The sequence below is a fragment of the Desulfoprunum benzoelyticum genome, from assembly GCF_014201505.1.
GTDB lineage: Bacteria > Desulfobacterota > Desulfobulbia > Desulfobulbales > Desulfocapsaceae > Desulfoprunum > Desulfoprunum benzoelyticum.
Genome location: NZ_JACHEO010000022.1, coordinates 1 through 17326, shown reverse-complemented (window position 1 = coordinate 17326; position 17326 = coordinate 1). Strand labels below are relative to the sequence as shown.

Here is a 17326-nt window from a genome sequence, read left to right as displayed (position 1 = left end):
CCGGCAATGGGCTCATATTCCAACGTAATCATTCTCGCGAAAACGGAAGTAACCTTTTTCGGTAATACGGATAAACGGTATTGCGGCAGACGTGAGTGTTACAAGAGTGAGATGCGCCGATCGCAGCGTTGATCCGAGTTCTTCCATCTTTCTCTGGAAATCGATCATCGCTGCATGTATGTCCTCCACAGGAGCAGTGGAGGTATAGCCGGCGACAGGGAACGGGATGTCTACCGCAATCGCGCCCCCGGCGGTGATCACCGCCCCACCCTGATGTTGGATGACAGTGTTCACAGCCAGGGCAATGTCCTCGTCGCTCGCTCCCGCGGCGATGATTGCAGACGCATCCCAGGCCTGTGTCGTCGCGACCGCCCCGGACTTCATGCCAATCCCCCGCACAAAACCGATGAACATATCGGCTCTGCCCGTGGCCCGGTCGATGAATACCAGCTTCAGCAGGTCATTTTCAGGATCAGCCGCAATCATCCCGTCCGCAACAGGAACTTCCGCCAGGCCCTCTTTCGCCACAAGCCCGTTGGCCTGGATATCGATCGTTCTCACCTGACCCGGAATCGAACAACCGGCGGCAGGAACGGCGAAATCCTCCGGTCTCGTCAACGGGACATTCACTGTGGTAAATATTTTTGTATCGTAAGGAATCCGCCTGAGTTCGGCAGTTACTTTGTCATTTTCGAAAATTACGCTGCCGTTGGAAATCACCATCTCCGGCCTGATTTCATTCAGTGACGGCAGAACAAGGATATCCGCATATCTGCCAGGGGCAATTCCTCCGATCAGATGATCCATGTGATAGAGCTCGGCACAGTTCAGGGAAGACATCCGGATTGCCTCGACAGGAGGGACGCCGAGACTGATTGCATACTGGATTACATTGTTAAAATAACCGTGTCTCAACAGGAGCTCGGGATCGATGCCGTCTGTGCACAATATACATCTTCTGAAATCCATTTTTCCGATAAGTGGCTTCAAGTTCCCCACATCTTGCCTGATATAGCCATGACGGAGAAATGTCCAAAACCCCATTTCAAGCCTGTGCACGATATCCTCAGGAGACACGGATTCATGACAGGATACGGCACCGGCGCAGGCGTAGGCGCCAAGTTTTTTACCTGCGGCTCCGGCAGCATGCCCCTGCACCGATTTACCGGCCCTGACGGTCTCCTGCATCAGTTCGAGTATACGGTTATCCGGCGTGAGAATCGCGTTCTGCCAGTACGATTCTCCCATACCCAGCACGTTCTCGTTTTTCAGCAATTCCCGCATCTCATCAGGTTGTATGGCGAAGTGACCGGAGGCAGGACTCGTTGAAACCATTGCCGGGACCGTGCAGCGCAATTTGACCGGCCGGTCCTTTATCTGATCCAGAAAAATGTTCAATCCCTGCACACCGAGGCCGAAGCAGTAACTTTCAACCTCGGTTATGTATGTTGTTGTACCGCCCGGAATTGCGTATTTGAGAAAATCGGCAATATCAAAAAAATTTGCAATATGGGTGTGGCCATCGATAAAGCCGGGTGAAACAATGCGCCCTTCGGCATCAATGACGCGGGTATTTTCTCCGATCGCATAATCAGCATCCGGACCGACATAGGTGATCCAGCTGCCGCTCACGGCTACGGAATATTTGGGAAGAACGCGCCCTGTATAGACATCAACCAATTCTCCATTCCTGATAACAAGATCAGCTTTCCTGTTACCGAGAGCAGTTTCAACAAGGCTACGATTGTCGGCATTATATGGGAACATTTGGTTTCACCTGACAACAGTTGATGATGAGTACGTGCATTTTACGGCTGCCTTTGAAAATCAGGCGTCCTGACAGAAAACACCCCGATTACGACTCCCATCGTAGCAGCTTGACCTCGATCCTGCAAAGTTTTCTCCCCCGATCCTTCAACCGCGTGTCACCCCGGATTTTCGGGGATCAAAAATTTACGGTGCATCCGGTTTGGGCCTGCTTTTCAAAAAAACATGTGGTGCGGAAGAAACTTCTGCACCACATGGGAACTCTCACTTTAGATTCACTGACGCTGGATTCAAAGCCGGTAATGAATCATTGTATGTCAAAGATGTCCTATCAATAGCCATTCATTCCCACCTGTTTTGATTGAGAGAGGAGTTCAGCCATCCAACCAAGGATCGTATCTATAAATTCTCAGATGTCAGAGGATTCTGCTCCATGTCTTTGATTATTTGACGGATTTCATCGTGTAAGGGTGTGGGGAGAAACTTGGAGAAACTTGCATCGTCTACGTGCTGCATTACCTTTGCTCTCAATGCAAAAAATGCAATCAACGCTGGGTTACGAAGGAGAAATCCTCAATGATACGATACCTGCTCATTTTCCTTTCAATAACGCTTCTTACGTCTTGCGAAGATACCAACGTTTTGATGATGACGGAGGCAACTACGGAAGCCGTTACAGCCATCACCCTTTCTGATCAAGAGGTGAAAGATCTGGCAAGACGTTCCGCTCTTGTTTCAGATAGCAAACATGATATTGCTCCAGTTGGGAACCCCTACGATAAACGCCTTCAAAAATTAATTGCCGATCATACTCAGAGAGATGGAAGATCCTTTAATTACAAAGTATATCTTGCTAATGAGGTCAACGCATTTGCGATGGCCGATGGAACCATCAGAGTATATAGCGGCCTGATGGATCTCATGAACGACGAGGAATTGCTTTTCGTGATCGGTCATGAAATGGGGCATGTAGTAAAAGACCATTCCAGGAAAAAGGTTGTGCTGGCTTATGCTACAAGTGCCCTGCGAAAAGGATTGGCCTCTCAGGATAACCAGGTAGGGCAAATCGCCAGTTCTGTTATTGGCAGCTTTGCTGAGCAACTCACTCATGCTCAGTTTTCTCAACATGAAGAACGGCAAGCTGATATGTATGGTGCTGCTTTTCTGCAAACTGAAGGGTATCAGATTTCTTCTGCTGTCTCGGCCCTCAATAAACTCGCTGAATTAGCCAGGCAACACACCTTTTTGTCCAGTCATCCCGATCCCGAAGCCAGAGCGAAGAGGCTGATGCGCGGAGATGAGGACGAAGGTGAAGCACAAGATTCTCTTTTTGGTAAACTGGTTGAGGAAGGGAAGGAATTTCTGGTCAGTCTTCTGTATCTGATTCGTTTTTTGTTCAATTGGTTACTGTCTTTACTGTGAAAATGAACGTCCAGCTCTGCGGAGAAAAGACGATGCCGGCAGCGTCGAATCTACCCGGGATCCTCATTCAGAAATTATAAGCAAACGGCACATCTTCAATTGCCAAGAAAGTGGGAAACCGACCTGCATGGTCTTTTCTCTACGGATTATCGAAGGTCCGAAAGATCACACCAACTGCCCAGTGCTGTCTCGGGAAAAGGTACCTGTATCTCCGGGCCGGATAAAGTACGGCTGCTTGCCGGGATCGCTTTTTCGCCACTCGCAAAACCCACTGGCTGGAACATTGCAGATCCTGTTTTTTAAAAGGCTCCGGAAGGATGGCTTCCGTTCGATACCATCCCTCCGGGCGTTGATCAGCGACGCGATTTCCCGAGCTACCTGGCTTTTTGCTGCTCCATGACGCGCAGCTCTTTTTTGAGGACCTTGCCCACGCTGGTTTTTGGCAACTCATCGCGAAATTCGATTTCCGTGGGCCACTTGTACTTGGCCAGCTTGTCTTCACAATATTTCAGCAGCTCTTCAACCGTGGCGGTCTGGCCCTCCCTCAAAACGACAAATACCTTGATCGCTTCGCCCCGTTTGGGGTGCGGAATGCCGATAGCTGTGGCTTCCACCACCTTGGGGTGCTCAAAAAAGACCTCTTCGATGTCTCGCGGATAGACGTTGAAACCGCCGGAGATGATCATGTCCTTTTTGCGATCAACAATGTAGAAGTAGCCTTCCTCATCCATTATGGCGATGTCGCCGGTATGCAGCCACCCGTCGGTAATGGCTTCAGCCGTGGCATCGGGGCGATTCCAGTAGCCCTTCATGACCTGTGGGCCCTTGACCAGAAGTTCGCCGGTCTCGCCTATCGCAACGTCGGTAGTCGCATCGCCGAGGGCCACGATGCGGCATTCGGTGTCGGGAAGGGGAATGCCGATGCTGCCGACCTTGCGCTTACCCTTGAAAGGGTTGATGTGGGTAACGGGACAGGACTCGGTCATACCGAAGCCCTCGACGATGATCGCACCGGTTTTGGCCTCGAACGCCTTGATCACCTCCACCGGCAACGGGGCGCTGCCGGAGAAACAGCCTTTGATGGAGGTGAGGTCGGTTTTCCCGATATCGGGGTGTTCGAGCATGCCGATGTACATGGTGGGCACCAGAGGCGCAAACGTGGGCTTGAATTTGCTGATGGCCTCCAACAGCTGCGGAGGTTGGGGTTTGGGCACCAGGATGTTGTTCCATCCTTTGAAGATGGCCAGGTTCATGGCGGTGGTGAGACCGAAGACATGAAAAAACGGCAGAGCACCCAACATGATCTCATCGCTGCCGAAGCTCGGGAACCAGGCCGAAACATGTTGGACCTGCTGGCTCAGGTTGCCGTGGGTGAGCATGACTCCTTTGGAGACGCCGGTGGTGCCTCCGGTATACTGGTACATGGCCACATCGTTGAAATCCAGCGTTACCTGCGGCATCGAGGCTGACGGGCGTTCCAGCAGGGCCTTCCACTTATAGAGGTTGTCTGCCGCTTTGACATCGGCGGACAGCCCTTTTTTTTTGCCGACTAACGGGAAAAGCAGGTTTTTGGGGAAGGGAAGGTAGTCACCGATACTGGTGATGACAATCTGTTTGATGCTGGTTCTGGGTCGCAGATCTATCATCCGGTTGCCGAGCAGGTCGAGGGTGATCAGCACCTTTGACCGCGAGTCGCAAAACTGATGCTCCAGCTCACGGTCCGAATAGAGCGGGTTGTTCATTACCGCAATGGCGCCGATGCGCAGGATGGCATAGTACGCCACCACACACGGAATCACATTGGGCAAGAGAATGGCCACACTGTCGCCTTGTTTCACACCGAAGTCGGTCAGACTGGCGGCGAAGCGATCGACCATGTCGTTCAGTTTGGCAAAACTGACACGGTACCCCTGAAACGTCAGAGCCGTTTTATCCGGGAACGCTGTGGCCGACCGCTTCAGGTAGTCCGGCAGGCAGACGGTCTCATATTGAACATGCTCAGGGACGCCTGCCTCATAGTGCGCCAGCCATGGTTTTGCTTGATAGGGACTGTCAGTGCTCACCGGAACCTCCTTTTTATTTGTTTTTGGTAGATGATCGTAATAAGAGGGGTCTCCATGTCCCGGGTGGGGGATCGACTGCAGGATCTCACCCCGGTGCCCAGGGGAGGAGACAGGTGACACGCAGCTGCTTTTGACGGCATCCCTCAAAAATCGGCTCTCTGACCGGAGCTCCTCCAATTGCTAGTTGCAGCGTAACTGTTTGTCCCCTATCCAGCAAGATTTTCTAGCCAAACTTCCAACCGTTTACCAAACCCTCCGACCGTCCTCTGCGACGGATTCACACCGGGTCTTTTACCCAGGTCATTTGTCTCAGGCAGAAGCCGGGGATTGATACCAACAGACTGAAATAACATGATTTACACCAAATTTCCCTGTATCTCCAACCAATCCAACTCCATTTTCCAGGGGAAGAAATTTCTCCTGGCAAGGTTAACCATTTAAGCAAACCTGCAAATCAGGACTATTCCGAGTCATCTCCGTTGCAGAGCTCTCCAGGCCGACGATCTCAAAGGTGCGGCGAACAGGCAGAGAAGAGATAAATTGAACCTGAGCCGCTGAATTCAGAACCTCTGCAGTGTGAAGAGCCGTACCACCGCCGGCATCGCTCACTCCATCCCGTACCAGGCCAGCATGAACGGGATGGTGACGATGGACAGCAGGGTTGAGAGGAGCACGGCGAGCGCCGCCTTTTCCGGCCGGGCCTTGAGCAGCACGGCCAGGGTCACGGTGTTGCCGGCAAGCGGGACAATGGCGAAGACGAACATGACCCGGTACAGGTCGCGGTGCAACAACCCGAAAAATCGGCTGTCGGTCCAGATGATCAGGGCAATCAGCGCCGGCCAGAGCAGATGCTTGATGGCCAGCGTCAGGGCGAGGAAGCGGGGATCGGCGCCGCCGCCCTGGCGAAAACCGACCAGACCCATGCCGATGAGCATCATGCCGATGATCGAGTAGGCGATCCTGAACTGCCCGAAATAGGCGGCCAGTGATTCGGGGAGCATCACCCCCGCCAAATTGAGGATCAACGCCAGCAGGAAGGCGTACAGCACCGGCAGCCGCAGCACCTTGATCAGACTTTCGCGGGCCGTGAATGTCCCCTTGGCGGTGATGTAGAATCCGGTCGTCGACTCGTAGAAGAACGAGGCCAGCACCGTGAAGATGTAGATATCGGCAACCCGCGGCTCGAAAACGATCAGGGCCAGGGCGATGCCGAAATAGCCGGTATTGCCGGTGCCGGCGGTAAAGGCCAGGATATTGCCGGTCGCGTCCGGCCACAAGCGTTTGAACAGCCACAGCGCGGCGACGGCCATCAGGCTGGAGAAGAGAAACAGGAACAGCGGCAACAACGCCACCGCCGCGTCGAGGCGCACCCCCATCGTCGCGCTGAACACGACGATCGGCGCCATCAGATAGAACAGCAGCGCCGCCGCCCCGGCCCGGTCGACCTTGAGCAGCCGGGTGGCCAGATAGCCGAGGACGATATTGGTATACAACGGCAGAATCTTGCCGAGTAGAGGAAGAAAGAGGCTCACTGTCAGCTCATTCCGTGGTTGTCGATCCCGCCCGTCGGACGACGGTGCCGGATCAGTATTGCTGGTGAAGGTATCTGGCGCGGAGATGATCGAGGAAGTAACCGGGATTGGTGCCCTCCCCTGTCGCCTGACGCATGATGTCCTGCGATTCCATGGTGCTCCCCTTGCTCCACACCTGTTCGCCGAGCCACTGGCGGACGAAGGCCACATCCCCCCTGGCGAGCGCCTCCCGCCAATCCGGGAAGTGCCGGCGGATGGCGGCAAACAGCTGGGCGGCGTTCAAAGCCCCCATGGTGTACGACGGGAAATAGCCGAACGAGCCATCGGTCCAGTGGATATCCTGCAGGCAGCCGTCGCGGAAATTGCCGGCGGTCGACAGCCCCAGATACTGCCGCATCTTGAGGTCCCACAACTCGGGGATGTCGTCCGGCTCGATCTCGGCGTTGATCAGCGCCTTCTCGATCTCGAAGCGCAGCACGACATGGAGCGGATAGGTGACCTCGTCGGCCTCGATGCGGATCAGGCTCGGGCCGACCCGGGTCAGCGCCCGCCACAGTTGCTCTTCGCTGAAGTGGCGGCTCTCAACCAGATGCTTGTGAATCATCGGGGTCAGGAAGGCGACGAAGGGCCGGGCGAGAAACAGCTGGTTCTCGAACAGCAGGCTCTGGCTCTCATGCAGGCAGAGATTGCGGGCCTGTCCGACCGGCAGACCGTCCCACTGGCGGGGCAGTCCGGCCTCGTAGCCGGCGTGGCCGGTCTCGTGCGCCGTCGCCTGCAGGGCACCGGCGAAATCGTCCTCGCGGAAGCCGGTGGTGATGCGGTGGTCGCCCCGGTCGCCGGTGGAAAACGGATGCATGCTGACATCGAGGCGGCCGGCCGAAAAATCGAAGCCGAGGCAGCGCATCATCTCCTCGCTGAGGGTCTTCTGGGCGGCCGGCGGATAGGTGCCGGCCAGCGATGGAGCCGGTTGCCGGCGCTCCAGCACCTCGGCCAGCAGGGTCGGCAACTCGGCTTTCAGGGTGGCGAACACCTGGCCGATGAAGGCGCTGTCGTCACCGGTGCAGTACAGATCGAGCAGGGCATCGTAGGGGGTGGCAAACATGTCGGCAGCCACCGCCTGGCGCAACCGTGCCTCTTCCCGCGACAGCCGCACGACCTCACGGAAATTGGCAACAAAGCCCTGCCAGTCGTTGTCCCGGCGCTGCTGCCGCCAGGCATGCTCGCACTGCGACCCGGCCAGCGACTGGGCCTTGACCAGACTGGCCGGCAGGCAGACCGCCCGTTGCCACTGCCGCTCCATCTCCCGCAGGCTGCACTGTTCCGGCGCCGCCAGGGCCTGGGTCCGCGCCGCCTGCAGCAGGTCGCCCACCACCGGCGCGGTCAGCAGTTCGTGCTGCATGGCGGTCAACTCGGCAATCGCCGCCGCCCGGCTGTCGTTGCCCGCCGGCGGCATCATCACCAGCTGATCCCAGTTGAGAAAGGTCAGGGCGTGATCGATCCGGGCCAGCTGGCGAAACCGTTCGACCAGCGCCCCATAGGCATCCTGCATGGTGAGCTCCTTCTTTCACTTTTCAATCACGCGATGACTTCAGCTGCGGCGTTGTGCGGCCCTCCGCCGCACTCCTTCGTACTGTCTGGTCGCTGCTCGCCTGCAGCTTCGCTTCCATCTGGATTATGATCTGGGAAACGGCAGTGGGGCCGGTCATTGCGGCGACCGCCTTCACCTGGTGTGATGACTCTGGCCACCACATCATAATGACCGGTGACCAGATAGGCAACCTTGTTGCCCGGATCACCGTTGGCCTCCTCACATTAGCAACCACCTCACCATTTCCCCAAATACCCAGTTTCCCCGCCACCTGCCTGCCGATTTCCAGGCTACGTCAAATAGTGCTTGATCGGATTGTTTAGACGAGCAATTTTTGACATCGGTCTGACCTGCCGCCAGGGATGATTACGTCAAGGACGAAATATGTATGACATCCCCATATTCCCCCATATTTTCCGGAGGATTCAGTGCCGCCCCAACCATTACCTGGACTGCTGGGTGGTGGCCGAATTGACATTCATTGGAGGCAGAGGAATGGAGGGGAATGTATGGATACTGGAGGTCCTGAAGGAAATCAGCGCCTAGACCAAGCGGGACAATGGCACCATCCGCAAGTGGACCGATGAGGAGAACTTCCCGGCGGTGGTGATCGACGGCCGCTGGGAATCGAACACGGTGCCGATTGACGCCTGGCGGCTGCAGTGCATCGAGCGGGTGCGCGGCAGAGGGCAAGGCTGAGGCATGAGAAAGCGAAGTATGTAAAACAGGAGGGCATCGGCGGGGATCGGCAAGCCTGCTTTCCTTCTTCCGCCCCAAAGAACATCTGGAAGCACCTCGATTGAGTCAAACAATTAAATGCCTTGGATTATGGCCAATTTTCAATCAAAACTTGTTCTATCCAGTCCCGGTATCTTTCAAGTTGCCTAACACAGTAGCTTTCTGTATAACGTCACAAATGTCGAGATATACAGATTTGTAGAGTTACTTGTTGTACTCATAAAATATGAAATGAATAACACAAAATTCGACAATAGAATCATCGAGGATATTGAAATTGAGGAAAGAGCAAAAAATATTTGATGATCTAACGTCTCTTTGCATACAGCCAGGCTATGCTCATGCCATTTGCTGGTTTTGTTTCAGGGATAACCTCGTTAAGGTCGGTGAGAAATTAGAAGCGAAGAACCTCGAAAACCTGTACGGCTATGGTAGGTTGGTCCGTACTGAAATATCCACTTTGATAGGTCTAGCCTTAAAAGGCCCGATGGACCTCTCACTTCCAGCACCCGATACCTTTCAGGGGTACATAGAAAAAACCGAAACCCTCCTGCATGAGATTCATGAAGCGATGTGCGAACCTTGGTTTGCACATTTGACACCAGAAAAGATCAATGGAGGCTTTGATCCATTCGCTAGTGGAGACTCTCTCCGGGAACCGATCTTCTACGGTGGCGAGTCGGCATATGGATTTCAATATCGTGACTTTTCCGTCAGAAAATATCAAAAGGATGATGAATGGATCAAGAAAACGAAGGGTTTCTCGATTCATACCGCAAGGGAAGTGGTAAAGGCAATATGTGATCTACAAGCAGCCAAAATACCTCGAGTACATTATTCCTTTATGGATTTACCTCCCGAAGATTGGACACTACTGAGGGGTTTTGAATTTTCTGTAGAGGAACTAGCTGCTCACGCAGGTGTTTCCGAAGAGACTGCGGATTCGGTTGTCAAGGCCTTCGCTGTTCCGCAAGGCGATACAAATACTGGGTTTCAATCGCTTAGTGATTTCAATATAGCTAACGCATTTCCACTAATTCCAACCAGCACAGGTTCATTCTTGCTATTTCAGCAATATAATATCCTCGAAGCTCTTTATGATGCACCGTACTATTGGATGACCTCCGACAAAAGGTATTGGGGAAAAGCAACCAAAAACCGAGGACTATTTACCGAGGAGTTCTGTGAGCAACGCCTATCGCATGTATTTGGCGATAAGGACGTTTTTGCGAATGTCGATATCTACGAATCTAAAGGAAAACGTATCGGCGAAATTGATGTCCTTGTCATCTTTGGTAACCAGGCAATTTTGTTGCAAGCAAAATCCAAAAAGCTGACACTTGAAGCTAGAAAGGGAAATGATCTGCAGATTAAGGATGACTTCAAGAAGAGTGTCCAGGATGCCTATGATCAAGGGCTTATCTGTGCAAAAGTGCTTGGTAATCCCCAATACAAATTTGTTCCCAAAGATGGACGCCCGATAAATCTGTGCGCATTCAAAGAGATTTACATCTTTTGCGTGGTTTCAGATCACTACCCTGCCCTTGCGTTTCAGGCAAGGCAGTTCCTAAAGTTTGAAACAAATGACCAGATAGCGCCGCCCTTTGTGATGGATATATTCACGCTCGATGCGCTGACTGAAATGCTTTCTACTCCTTTACGACTGCTGAGCTATGTTAATCGTCGCACACGATACACAGAGCGCCTTCTGGCAACAAACGAGCTCACAGTTCTCTCATACCACCTCAAATACAATCTCTGGTTGCAGGACCGATATGACATGTTCACGCTCGAGGATAACTTTTCAATAGACCTCGATGCAGCAATGATGGTTCGAAGAGAGGGTTTTTCTGGAAAAGCAACGCCTGATGGCGTGTTGACTCGGCTCTCTAAGCTCTCACTGGGTAGATTAATAACAACTATTGAGCGAGAGCCACATCCAGCCACTATTGCGTTGGGCTTCATGTTGCTGACTATTGGTGAAGATTCAGTTCGCAATATCAGTAATGGCATAGACAAAATCGTTGGAGATGCACAAAAGGATGGCGAACATCATGACTTTACGGTTGCCGTGGGCGGGTCCGATACTGGCTTAACAGTTCATTGCAATGACTATCCAAAAGAAATTTCTATGGCGCGTCTCAGAGACTATTGTCTGAGACGTAAGTATAAGCAGAAGGCAGGTACTTGGTTCGGCGTTTGCCTGTCATCTTATGATGGAGAACTAAGGTTTGTTGTTAACCTGCAAAATAAGTGGCAGTTCAATGAGGCTATGGAGGCCGCAACCCGACGGATGGCTGCACCGACCAAGATGGCAGATATTCTCAATAAATCACGAAAGAAACGTAAGCCTGGGAGAAACGACCCTTGCTCCTGCGGAAGTGGGAAAAAGTACAAGAAATGCTGTTTACGAAAGGTTACGTAACACCGTTTAAGAGACCATAAGTATTTGCCACACAAATTCCAACAATAAAATACACCGGATTAACCGGTGATTTTTATGTTTTTATTGCAAGAACATCCGCGTTTTTAATTTTCAGAAAGATCTGTTGGGCGCTCCCGACATATCTTAATCCTGGCCCACAGCTGGCGTGCGGCGTCGGTAATGCTGCCTGCCCATTATGGTGCACACGACCTCATCCTTCTGGTTGAGTACATCCCAGCGGAATTTCACGGTGCCCCGCGTCGGGTCCTTTTTCGATGGGGTCTGATCGAGAGCGGTCGTCTTCAGTCGCAATGAATCCCCGGGCCGCACCGGCTTGAACCAACGCAGCTCATCGAGTCCCGGCGATCCAATGCACGAGGTCTGGAGCAGGTAACTATCGCACATGAGCCGCATCGCGATGCTGCACGTGTGCCAGCCGCTGGCGATCAGCCCGCCGAAGGGTGTCGACTTCGCCGCCTCTTCATCGATATGATACGGCTGTGGATCGTATTCGCGCGCGAAGTCCGTGATCTCGCGCGCCGTAAGTTTTCTCGACTGGGACTCGCATTGCCAGCCTGGAGTGAAGTCTTCCCAATAGTACTTGATCGAGTTCATGGGTATAATTTGGACCTCCAATTCAGCCTATTGATTAAAATTTTCCTGTTCAATCACATACAAAAACGGATCACGCGTACTCCCGGCAGAGGGCCGCAGGAGAAAAACCTATTCGCAGACGCCGTAAAACGTATGCCAGACACCGTTTTGGGCGCGGGTTTCGCGGATGGTGACGGGAAGTCCGGCAAGGATCTCCGTGACTTTTGCCGCCTGGGATGTGAGCAGGCCCGACAAGATGAACTGTTTCTTGGTGACAAATCCGGGGGACCGGATGATTTTTTCCATGACATCGTAGTGAATATTGGCGATCAGAAGATCGGCGGCTATGTCGGTCATCTCCTCGGCCATCCCTTGAACTGCAAGGATCTGGTTTTCCAGTTGGTTGAGACGGATGTTGCGCCAGGTGGTTTCCACGGCAAGCTCATTGAAATCCACCGCCAGGATCTTTGCACATCCCAGTTTCGCCGCCGCCAGGGCCAGAAGGCCGGTACCGCACCCCAGGTCCAGTGCCCGGTCCGCCGGCCCGTTGTTGACGGCCATATCCAACAGCTCCAGACAATCCCTGGTGGTGGGATGGGTCCCGGTGCCGAACACCACCCCCGGGTCGAGAAGGATGGGGATGGCGTCGCAAGCGGGCAGGCAATAACTGGCCGCCGGGGCCCAGGGCGGCGCAATGATGAACCGCCCTATTTGAACCGGCTCGGGCTTTTCCCCCAACCATTCGTTGTAGCCCATGATGTATTGGTCGATGAGGGTCAGATCCTTCTGGCTGTCAACAAGTTGTTGGACCATCGCATCCGCGGGCTGGGAAAAAAACAGAAATGAAAACCCGTCTTCGACCCAGTTGCCGATAAAATCCGGCCCCATCCAAGACGCATCGGTCTGGGCCCGGCCGTTGAGATAATAAATGTACAGCTGGTCATAGGGGCATGCGCCGCCGGGACCGGAATCCTGTTGTTCCACGATCTTCTCCACCATCATTTTGTGTCTTGCGGGACGTTGTGCGCAGCCGGTTCAATGTTCCTGTTCAGGTCAGCCGTGATGGCCGCAACGTCGCCAATTCTCAACCATCATTCTCGCCTCTGAAAGGTAACCAAGATTTCCCCATCGAGCAATTCATCACCAAAGTTGCCGTTGACAGACTCTCCCCAGGCGAAAGACGAAAATACACCTCAGATGTTGCCGCTATCCACCCCGGCTTCTGCAAACGAGGCCATCTCCCGCATGGTCCGGCAGGCCAGATCGACCAGGTTCATGGTGATGGCGGCGCCGGTGCCTTCCCCCAGCCGGAAGTCGAGATCGATCCCCGGAGAAAGGCCCATCCGTTGCAGGGCCGCCTGCTGGCCCTGTTCCACCGATCGATGTCCGGCGACCAGATAGCCCTGCACTGCCGGGCAGATGAGGTAGGCGATGAGTCCGGCGGCAGTGGAGATGATCCCATCCAGCACGACGCAGCAGCCGTTCGCGGCAGCGGCAAGTACCGCCCCGGCGATTCCTGCCAGTTCATAGCCGCCCAGTTTTGCCAGTAATTCAAGGCCGTCGTCGGGGTCAGGGCGGTGGAGTCGCAAGGCCCGATCGATGACCTCCCGTTTGCGCTTGAGCCCCTCGTCGTCGACACCGGTGCCGCGCCCCACCACCATGGCGCTGCCGAGCCCGGTGGCGGCGCAGATGATAGCGGCGGCGCTGCTGGAGTTGCCGATCCCCATTTCCCCCATCCCCACGATTTTCATGGGAGTTACAGCATGTTGTTCCAGAAAGGCTCGGGCTCCGTTTTCGATGGCGGCAAGGGCCTGTTCTCTGGTCATGGCCGGTTGTACCGCAAAATTGGCGGTACCGCGAGCAACCTTTTTGTCGATGAGGAGCGGATGGCGAGCGAACGTAGTGTCGACCCCCATATCGACGACACTGAGACCGATATCGTACTGGCGACAGAAGACGTTGATCGCCGCCCCTCCGGCCAGGAAATTCTCGACCATCTGTACCGTCACCCGGGCCGGGAAGGCGGAGACGCCTTCATCGACCACGCCGTGGTCGCCGGCGAAGACAAGGATGTGTTTCGTAGCCACGTTCGGCATCAGTGACCGCTGGATGACGGCAAGTTGCACAGCCAACTCTTCGATACGGCCAAGCGCGCCGAGGGGTTTTGTTTTCAGATCGATCTTGCGGCGGGCGACCGGCTCGAAACTGCCGTCAACCGGGGTAACGGTGGAGATCAGCTCGTTGACAAAGGTCGAGAGCGCTGGCACGGCCGGGCGGGCATCGATAGCGAACGAATTTTCCGGGGCGACGAAGGACCGTTCACCCCTGTATTCTTGGAAATCAATGATATATTTCAAGGCGTTGCCTGACAAGACATGAGGAAAGGCGCTCTCGGCTTCCGCCGGCGGGATGACTTTTTCCACCAGCAGCGGCAGCGATGTGCGCCAGCTGCCGATACAGCCGACGGCCCGGGCCATATGCGTGCGTCTGGGGCCGTAGCTGCCATACATCTCGAGCTCCTTGTAATGAAGGAGATTGAGCAGTCCGGATTCGAGATCCTGGCGTTTCCTGAGACCACTGAAAAAGCCCATTCGGCCACCCTTGCGCAGCTTGGTGATGGCCTGGCTGAAAGCGATGTGGCTGTCACAGCAGTTGACGGCGAGATCAAAATCGGCGGCGGTGGTGTCCTTGACGATGTTGATGCGGTTGAGATCGCAGAAATCACGCAGCCGGGAAATTTTCTCGGCACTGCGTTCAATTACCGTCACCCGGCAACCCGATTGCTGGGCCGCAAGCGCAGCCAGCATCCCGACGACACCCCCGCCGTAGATGACAAGACGTTCGTTCGCCTGCGGTCTGAGCTGTTCCATGCAGTTGAGCACGCAGGCGATTGGTTCGGCGAAGGTGAGGAGCATTTCATCGACGGTCGCATCGGCCATGATCAGGCCGTCCCGCGGCACCACCACCTGCCGGCTGAAGCCGCCATCGGCGTGAAAACCGATGATCCGCATGCTGTCGCAGAGATTTTCCCGGCCGGAGCGGCAATAGCGGCAGGAATTGCAGACCATGCCCGGCCAACTGACATAAAGTTGACCCGTGGCGAGGTCGCGTCCGACAAATTCATGGCCGAGCACCCTCGGCAACGCCAGGTCACGGTGCCCCTCCCGCCACATCTTGGCATCGGTGCGGCAGATGGCACAATAGGAAACAGCCAGCGTTACCGTATCCTCGTCCGTTACCGGGTGACCAGGATGGTCCTCCATCACCATGTGTTGACATTCTTTCAGTGTCAGTCGCATGTTACATGGCCTCCGCATACGGTTCCTCGATGATGGTCAATTTGCGCAGCTCGATATCCGCCGCCCCGTCACCAATGGCGCGATGCATTCGCTCCAGCACCTGGACCACCTGATCGAGGGGAAATACACTGGCCTTATCGAAGCTGCAGAGTTGATGTCCTTGCGGCAGAAAGCGGAGGTACCGGCTGCCGGCCTTCACGATGAGCAGTTCTTTCATTGGCGGCCTGCCTCTCTTTGCAGGTTGTTCAGCCGGGCGAGCCCTTGTTCCGGGTCACGGTTCTGGTTCCGGACCCAGCTTTCCAGGGTGGCCAGGGCGGCGCCGGACTGGATTGTTGCGCGGGCCAGGGCAACCCCGTCTTCAAGATTGTTCACGGTATCGCTGACTAACAAGAGCAGGCCGCTGTTCAAGACAACGGCGTCGGTGCGGGCGGCGGAACCCCTGCCGGCCAGCAAGCGGTACATTCGCACCGCGGCGGTTTCAGGATCGCTGTCGGCGCGAAGGCCGGCCGGGTCGTGGAGCTGGAGTCCGCAATCCGATGGTTGCCACAGGTGGCTGGTGATGCGGCCGTCTTTGAGCCAGACGCCATAGGTCGTGCCGCAGACGGAAGCCTCATCCATCCCGAGGCTGCTGCCGGCTATCGTGCCATGGACCACCAGGGCATCGGTGTAGCCGATAGTGCGCATCGTTTCAGCGACCGGCATGAGGAGAGAGCGGTCATAGACACCGCGCAGGGCCACACGGGGCATGGCCGGATGGGCGAGAGAGGCGGCGATGTTCAGAGGCGAGCCAAAGGCTATCTGGGACAGGATACGGCCAAGGGCGATGGGGTGCACCGCCGGACTCATGCCGTTGAACAGGCCGAGGCCGGCCGTGCGGACACTGGCGGCGACCACCTCGACCGGACATTCCACGTCGACCCCGAGTCGTTCGGCCATATCGACGGTACCGCAGGATGAGGTGATGGCGCGGGCCCCGTGGCGGGCGACGGCGAGGCCTGCGGCGGCAGCGACTACCGAGGCGGCGGTGCTGATATTGAAGGTCTTGAAACTGTCCATGCCGGTACCGCAGTTGTCGACGATCGGCAGATCACCGAAATCGACCTTGTTCGTATCAAGTTCATAGACGGCCTTCCAGCCACCGGCAACTTCGGCAGCGGTTTCGCCTTTGGCGGTCAGGGCAGCCAAAAAAGCGCCCTGCTGCATCTCGGACACCTCATCGTTCAGAACCAGGGAAAAGGCGGCATACGCCTCTTCCTGGTCAAGGTGCCGGTGATTGATCAATCTGCCGATGGTACGACCGAATTCTCTGTTTTTTTCCCATTCCATTGCGTCCTCTCCCATTGCGGAATAAGCAGTTCTTCCTCGGGCAAGCTGCTTGAACATACGCACTTTTTTGCGGATAAGGACAACGTGGAGAAGCAACGGCGCTCCGTACCCGCACCTTTCCTGTCCCGATCCCGGGCAGGATACCGTGGCAGATACAGAGAACTCCAGTGGTTGACTCTGGGGGGCGACGCGGAACCGCGCACCCTGCAGGCAGGCTTTCTGGCTTGCGAATTATCCTGCGTTACGGCAGCCTTCCCGGTTTCCCAGTGACCAACTCCAGCAAACAAATGCGGAGATACGACGGCAAGAAAATGCCGACGGCCGTTACAGCCTTCGCATACAGCAAGGACTGGCTTGTGACGGATTCCCACCGTCTTTCCTCTTAGCGCCGGACCGGCGCACCTGCAGAGGCAGGTTATACACAGGAATGATGTGAATCTCAAGCAGATGGTAGAGCCGCAAACAAATGGGGCCAACAAATGGGGTCATCCATGATAAGTATTGTCAATGGGAAAACGGAGGTTTCCCGTCTCGCCCAGGAATGAGTCTGCTTCCGCCTTGCTGCTGCCCCG

At 55.1% G+C, this 17326-nt stretch carries 12 protein-coding genes, 1 pseudogene and 1 riboswitch; of the genes and pseudogenes, 2 read left to right on the top strand and 11 right to left on the bottom strand.

Features of this window, described 5'->3' with window-relative positions:
• Positions 1-12: 12 nt before the first annotated feature.
• On the bottom strand, positions 13-1767 hold the full coding sequence (locus tag HNQ81_RS14720; RefSeq protein ID WP_183352071.1) for an adenine deaminase C-terminal domain-containing protein: 1755 nt from the start codon (positions 1765-1767) through the stop codon (positions 13-15).
• A gap of 576 nt (positions 1768-2343) precedes the next feature.
• Here HNQ81_RS14720 and HNQ81_RS14715 point away from each other — a divergent pair.
• Complete coding sequence (locus HNQ81_RS14715) at positions 2344-3189, top strand: M48 family metallopeptidase (protein WP_183352070.1); 846 nt, start codon at positions 2344-2346, stop codon at positions 3187-3189.
• A 165-nt stretch (positions 3190-3354) separates the two neighbouring features.
• On the opposite strand, the gene HNQ81_RS18200 is transcribed toward HNQ81_RS14715, so the two are convergent.
• The 4 genes from HNQ81_RS18200 to HNQ81_RS14695 form a co-directional block, all read right to left on the bottom strand.
• Positions 3355-3543: an SOS response-associated peptidase family protein gene (locus HNQ81_RS18200; RefSeq protein WP_353740491.1), complete on the bottom strand. Its 189-nt coding sequence runs from the start codon at positions 3541-3543 to the stop codon at positions 3355-3357.
• Positions 3544-3563: 20 nt separating this feature from the next.
• Positions 3564-5252, bottom strand: coding sequence for an AMP-binding protein (locus tag HNQ81_RS14705; protein WP_183352069.1), 1689 nt, complete (start codon positions 5250-5252; stop codon positions 3564-3566).
• Between the two features lie 605 nt (positions 5253-5857).
• Positions 5858-6784, bottom strand: coding sequence for an AEC family transporter (locus HNQ81_RS14700; protein ID WP_183352068.1), 927 nt, complete (start codon positions 6782-6784; stop codon positions 5858-5860).
• 52 nt (positions 6785-6836) lie between these two features.
• Complete coding sequence (locus tag HNQ81_RS14695) at positions 6837-8333, bottom strand: carboxypeptidase M32 (RefSeq protein ID WP_183352067.1); 1497 nt, start codon at positions 8331-8333, stop codon at positions 6837-6839.
• 1054 nt (positions 8334-9387) lie between these two features.
• Between HNQ81_RS14695 and HNQ81_RS17685 the strand changes: the two genes are divergently transcribed.
• Positions 9388-11535, top strand: a complete 2148-nt coding sequence (locus HNQ81_RS17685; RefSeq protein WP_183352066.1) for a YecA family protein — start codon at positions 9388-9390, stop codon at positions 11533-11535.
• Between the two features lie 144 nt (positions 11536-11679).
• Here the strand turns inward: HNQ81_RS17685 and HNQ81_RS14685 are convergent, their stop codons facing one another.
• From HNQ81_RS14685 to trpD, 6 genes and pseudogenes are all read right to left on the bottom strand, one after another.
• Entirely contained in the window at positions 11680-12150 is a 471-nt protein-coding gene (locus HNQ81_RS14685; RefSeq protein WP_183352065.1) for a MaoC family dehydratase, read from the bottom strand.
• A gap of 108 nt (positions 12151-12258) precedes the next feature.
• Complete coding sequence (locus HNQ81_RS14680) at positions 12259-13113, bottom strand: 50S ribosomal protein L11 methyltransferase (RefSeq protein ID WP_183352064.1); 855 nt, start codon at positions 13111-13113, stop codon at positions 12259-12261.
• Positions 13114-13322: 209 nt separating this feature from the next.
• Positions 13323-14396 (bottom strand): nicotinate-nucleotide--dimethylbenzimidazole phosphoribosyltransferase, encoded by a 1074-nt coding sequence (cobT, locus tag HNQ81_RS18195; RefSeq protein WP_353740490.1) that lies wholly within the window; start codon positions 14394-14396, stop codon positions 13323-13325.
• A gap of 210 nt (positions 14397-14606) precedes the next feature.
• Positions 14607-15392: pseudogene (locus tag HNQ81_RS18190) on the bottom strand (alcohol dehydrogenase catalytic domain-containing protein); the annotation flags it as partial.
• 37 nt (positions 15393-15429) lie between these two features.
• Positions 15430-15645, bottom strand: a complete 216-nt coding sequence (locus HNQ81_RS14670) for a hypothetical protein (RefSeq protein WP_183352062.1) — start codon at positions 15643-15645, stop codon at positions 15430-15432.
• A complete protein-coding gene (gene trpD / locus HNQ81_RS14665) occupies positions 15642-16754 on the bottom strand; it encodes an anthranilate phosphoribosyltransferase (RefSeq protein ID WP_183352061.1) in 1113 nt (370 codons plus the stop codon). Before trpD ends, HNQ81_RS14670 begins: the two co-directional genes overlap by 4 nt.
• 192 nt (positions 16755-16946) lie before the next feature.
• Positions 16947-17175, bottom strand: a riboswitch (cobalamin riboswitch).
• Positions 17176-17326: the final 151 nt, after the last annotated feature.

Bases quoted from the DNA above. Each gene is read 5' to 3' on its own strand.
- HNQ81_RS14715 (WP_183352070.1), top strand. From the start codon at position 2,344: ATGATACGATACCTGCTCATTTTCCTTTCAATAACGCTTCTTACGTCT.
- trpD (WP_183352061.1), bottom strand. From the start codon at position 16,754: ATGGAATGGGAAAAAAACAGAGAATTCGGTCGTACCATCGGCAGATTG.
- HNQ81_RS14685 (WP_183352065.1), bottom strand. From the start codon at position 12,150: ATGAACTCGATCAAGTACTATTGGGAAGACTTCACTCCAGGCTGGCAA.
- HNQ81_RS14720 (WP_183352071.1), bottom strand. From the start codon at position 1,767: ATGTTCCCATATAATGCCGACAATCGTAGCCTTGTTGAAACTGCTCTC.
- HNQ81_RS14695 (WP_183352067.1), bottom strand. From the start codon at position 8,333: ATGCAGGATGCCTATGGGGCGCTGGTCGAACGGTTTCGCCAGCTGGCC.
- HNQ81_RS14670 (WP_183352062.1), bottom strand. From the start codon at position 15,645: ATGAAAGAACTGCTCATCGTGAAGGCCGGCAGCCGGTACCTCCGCTTT.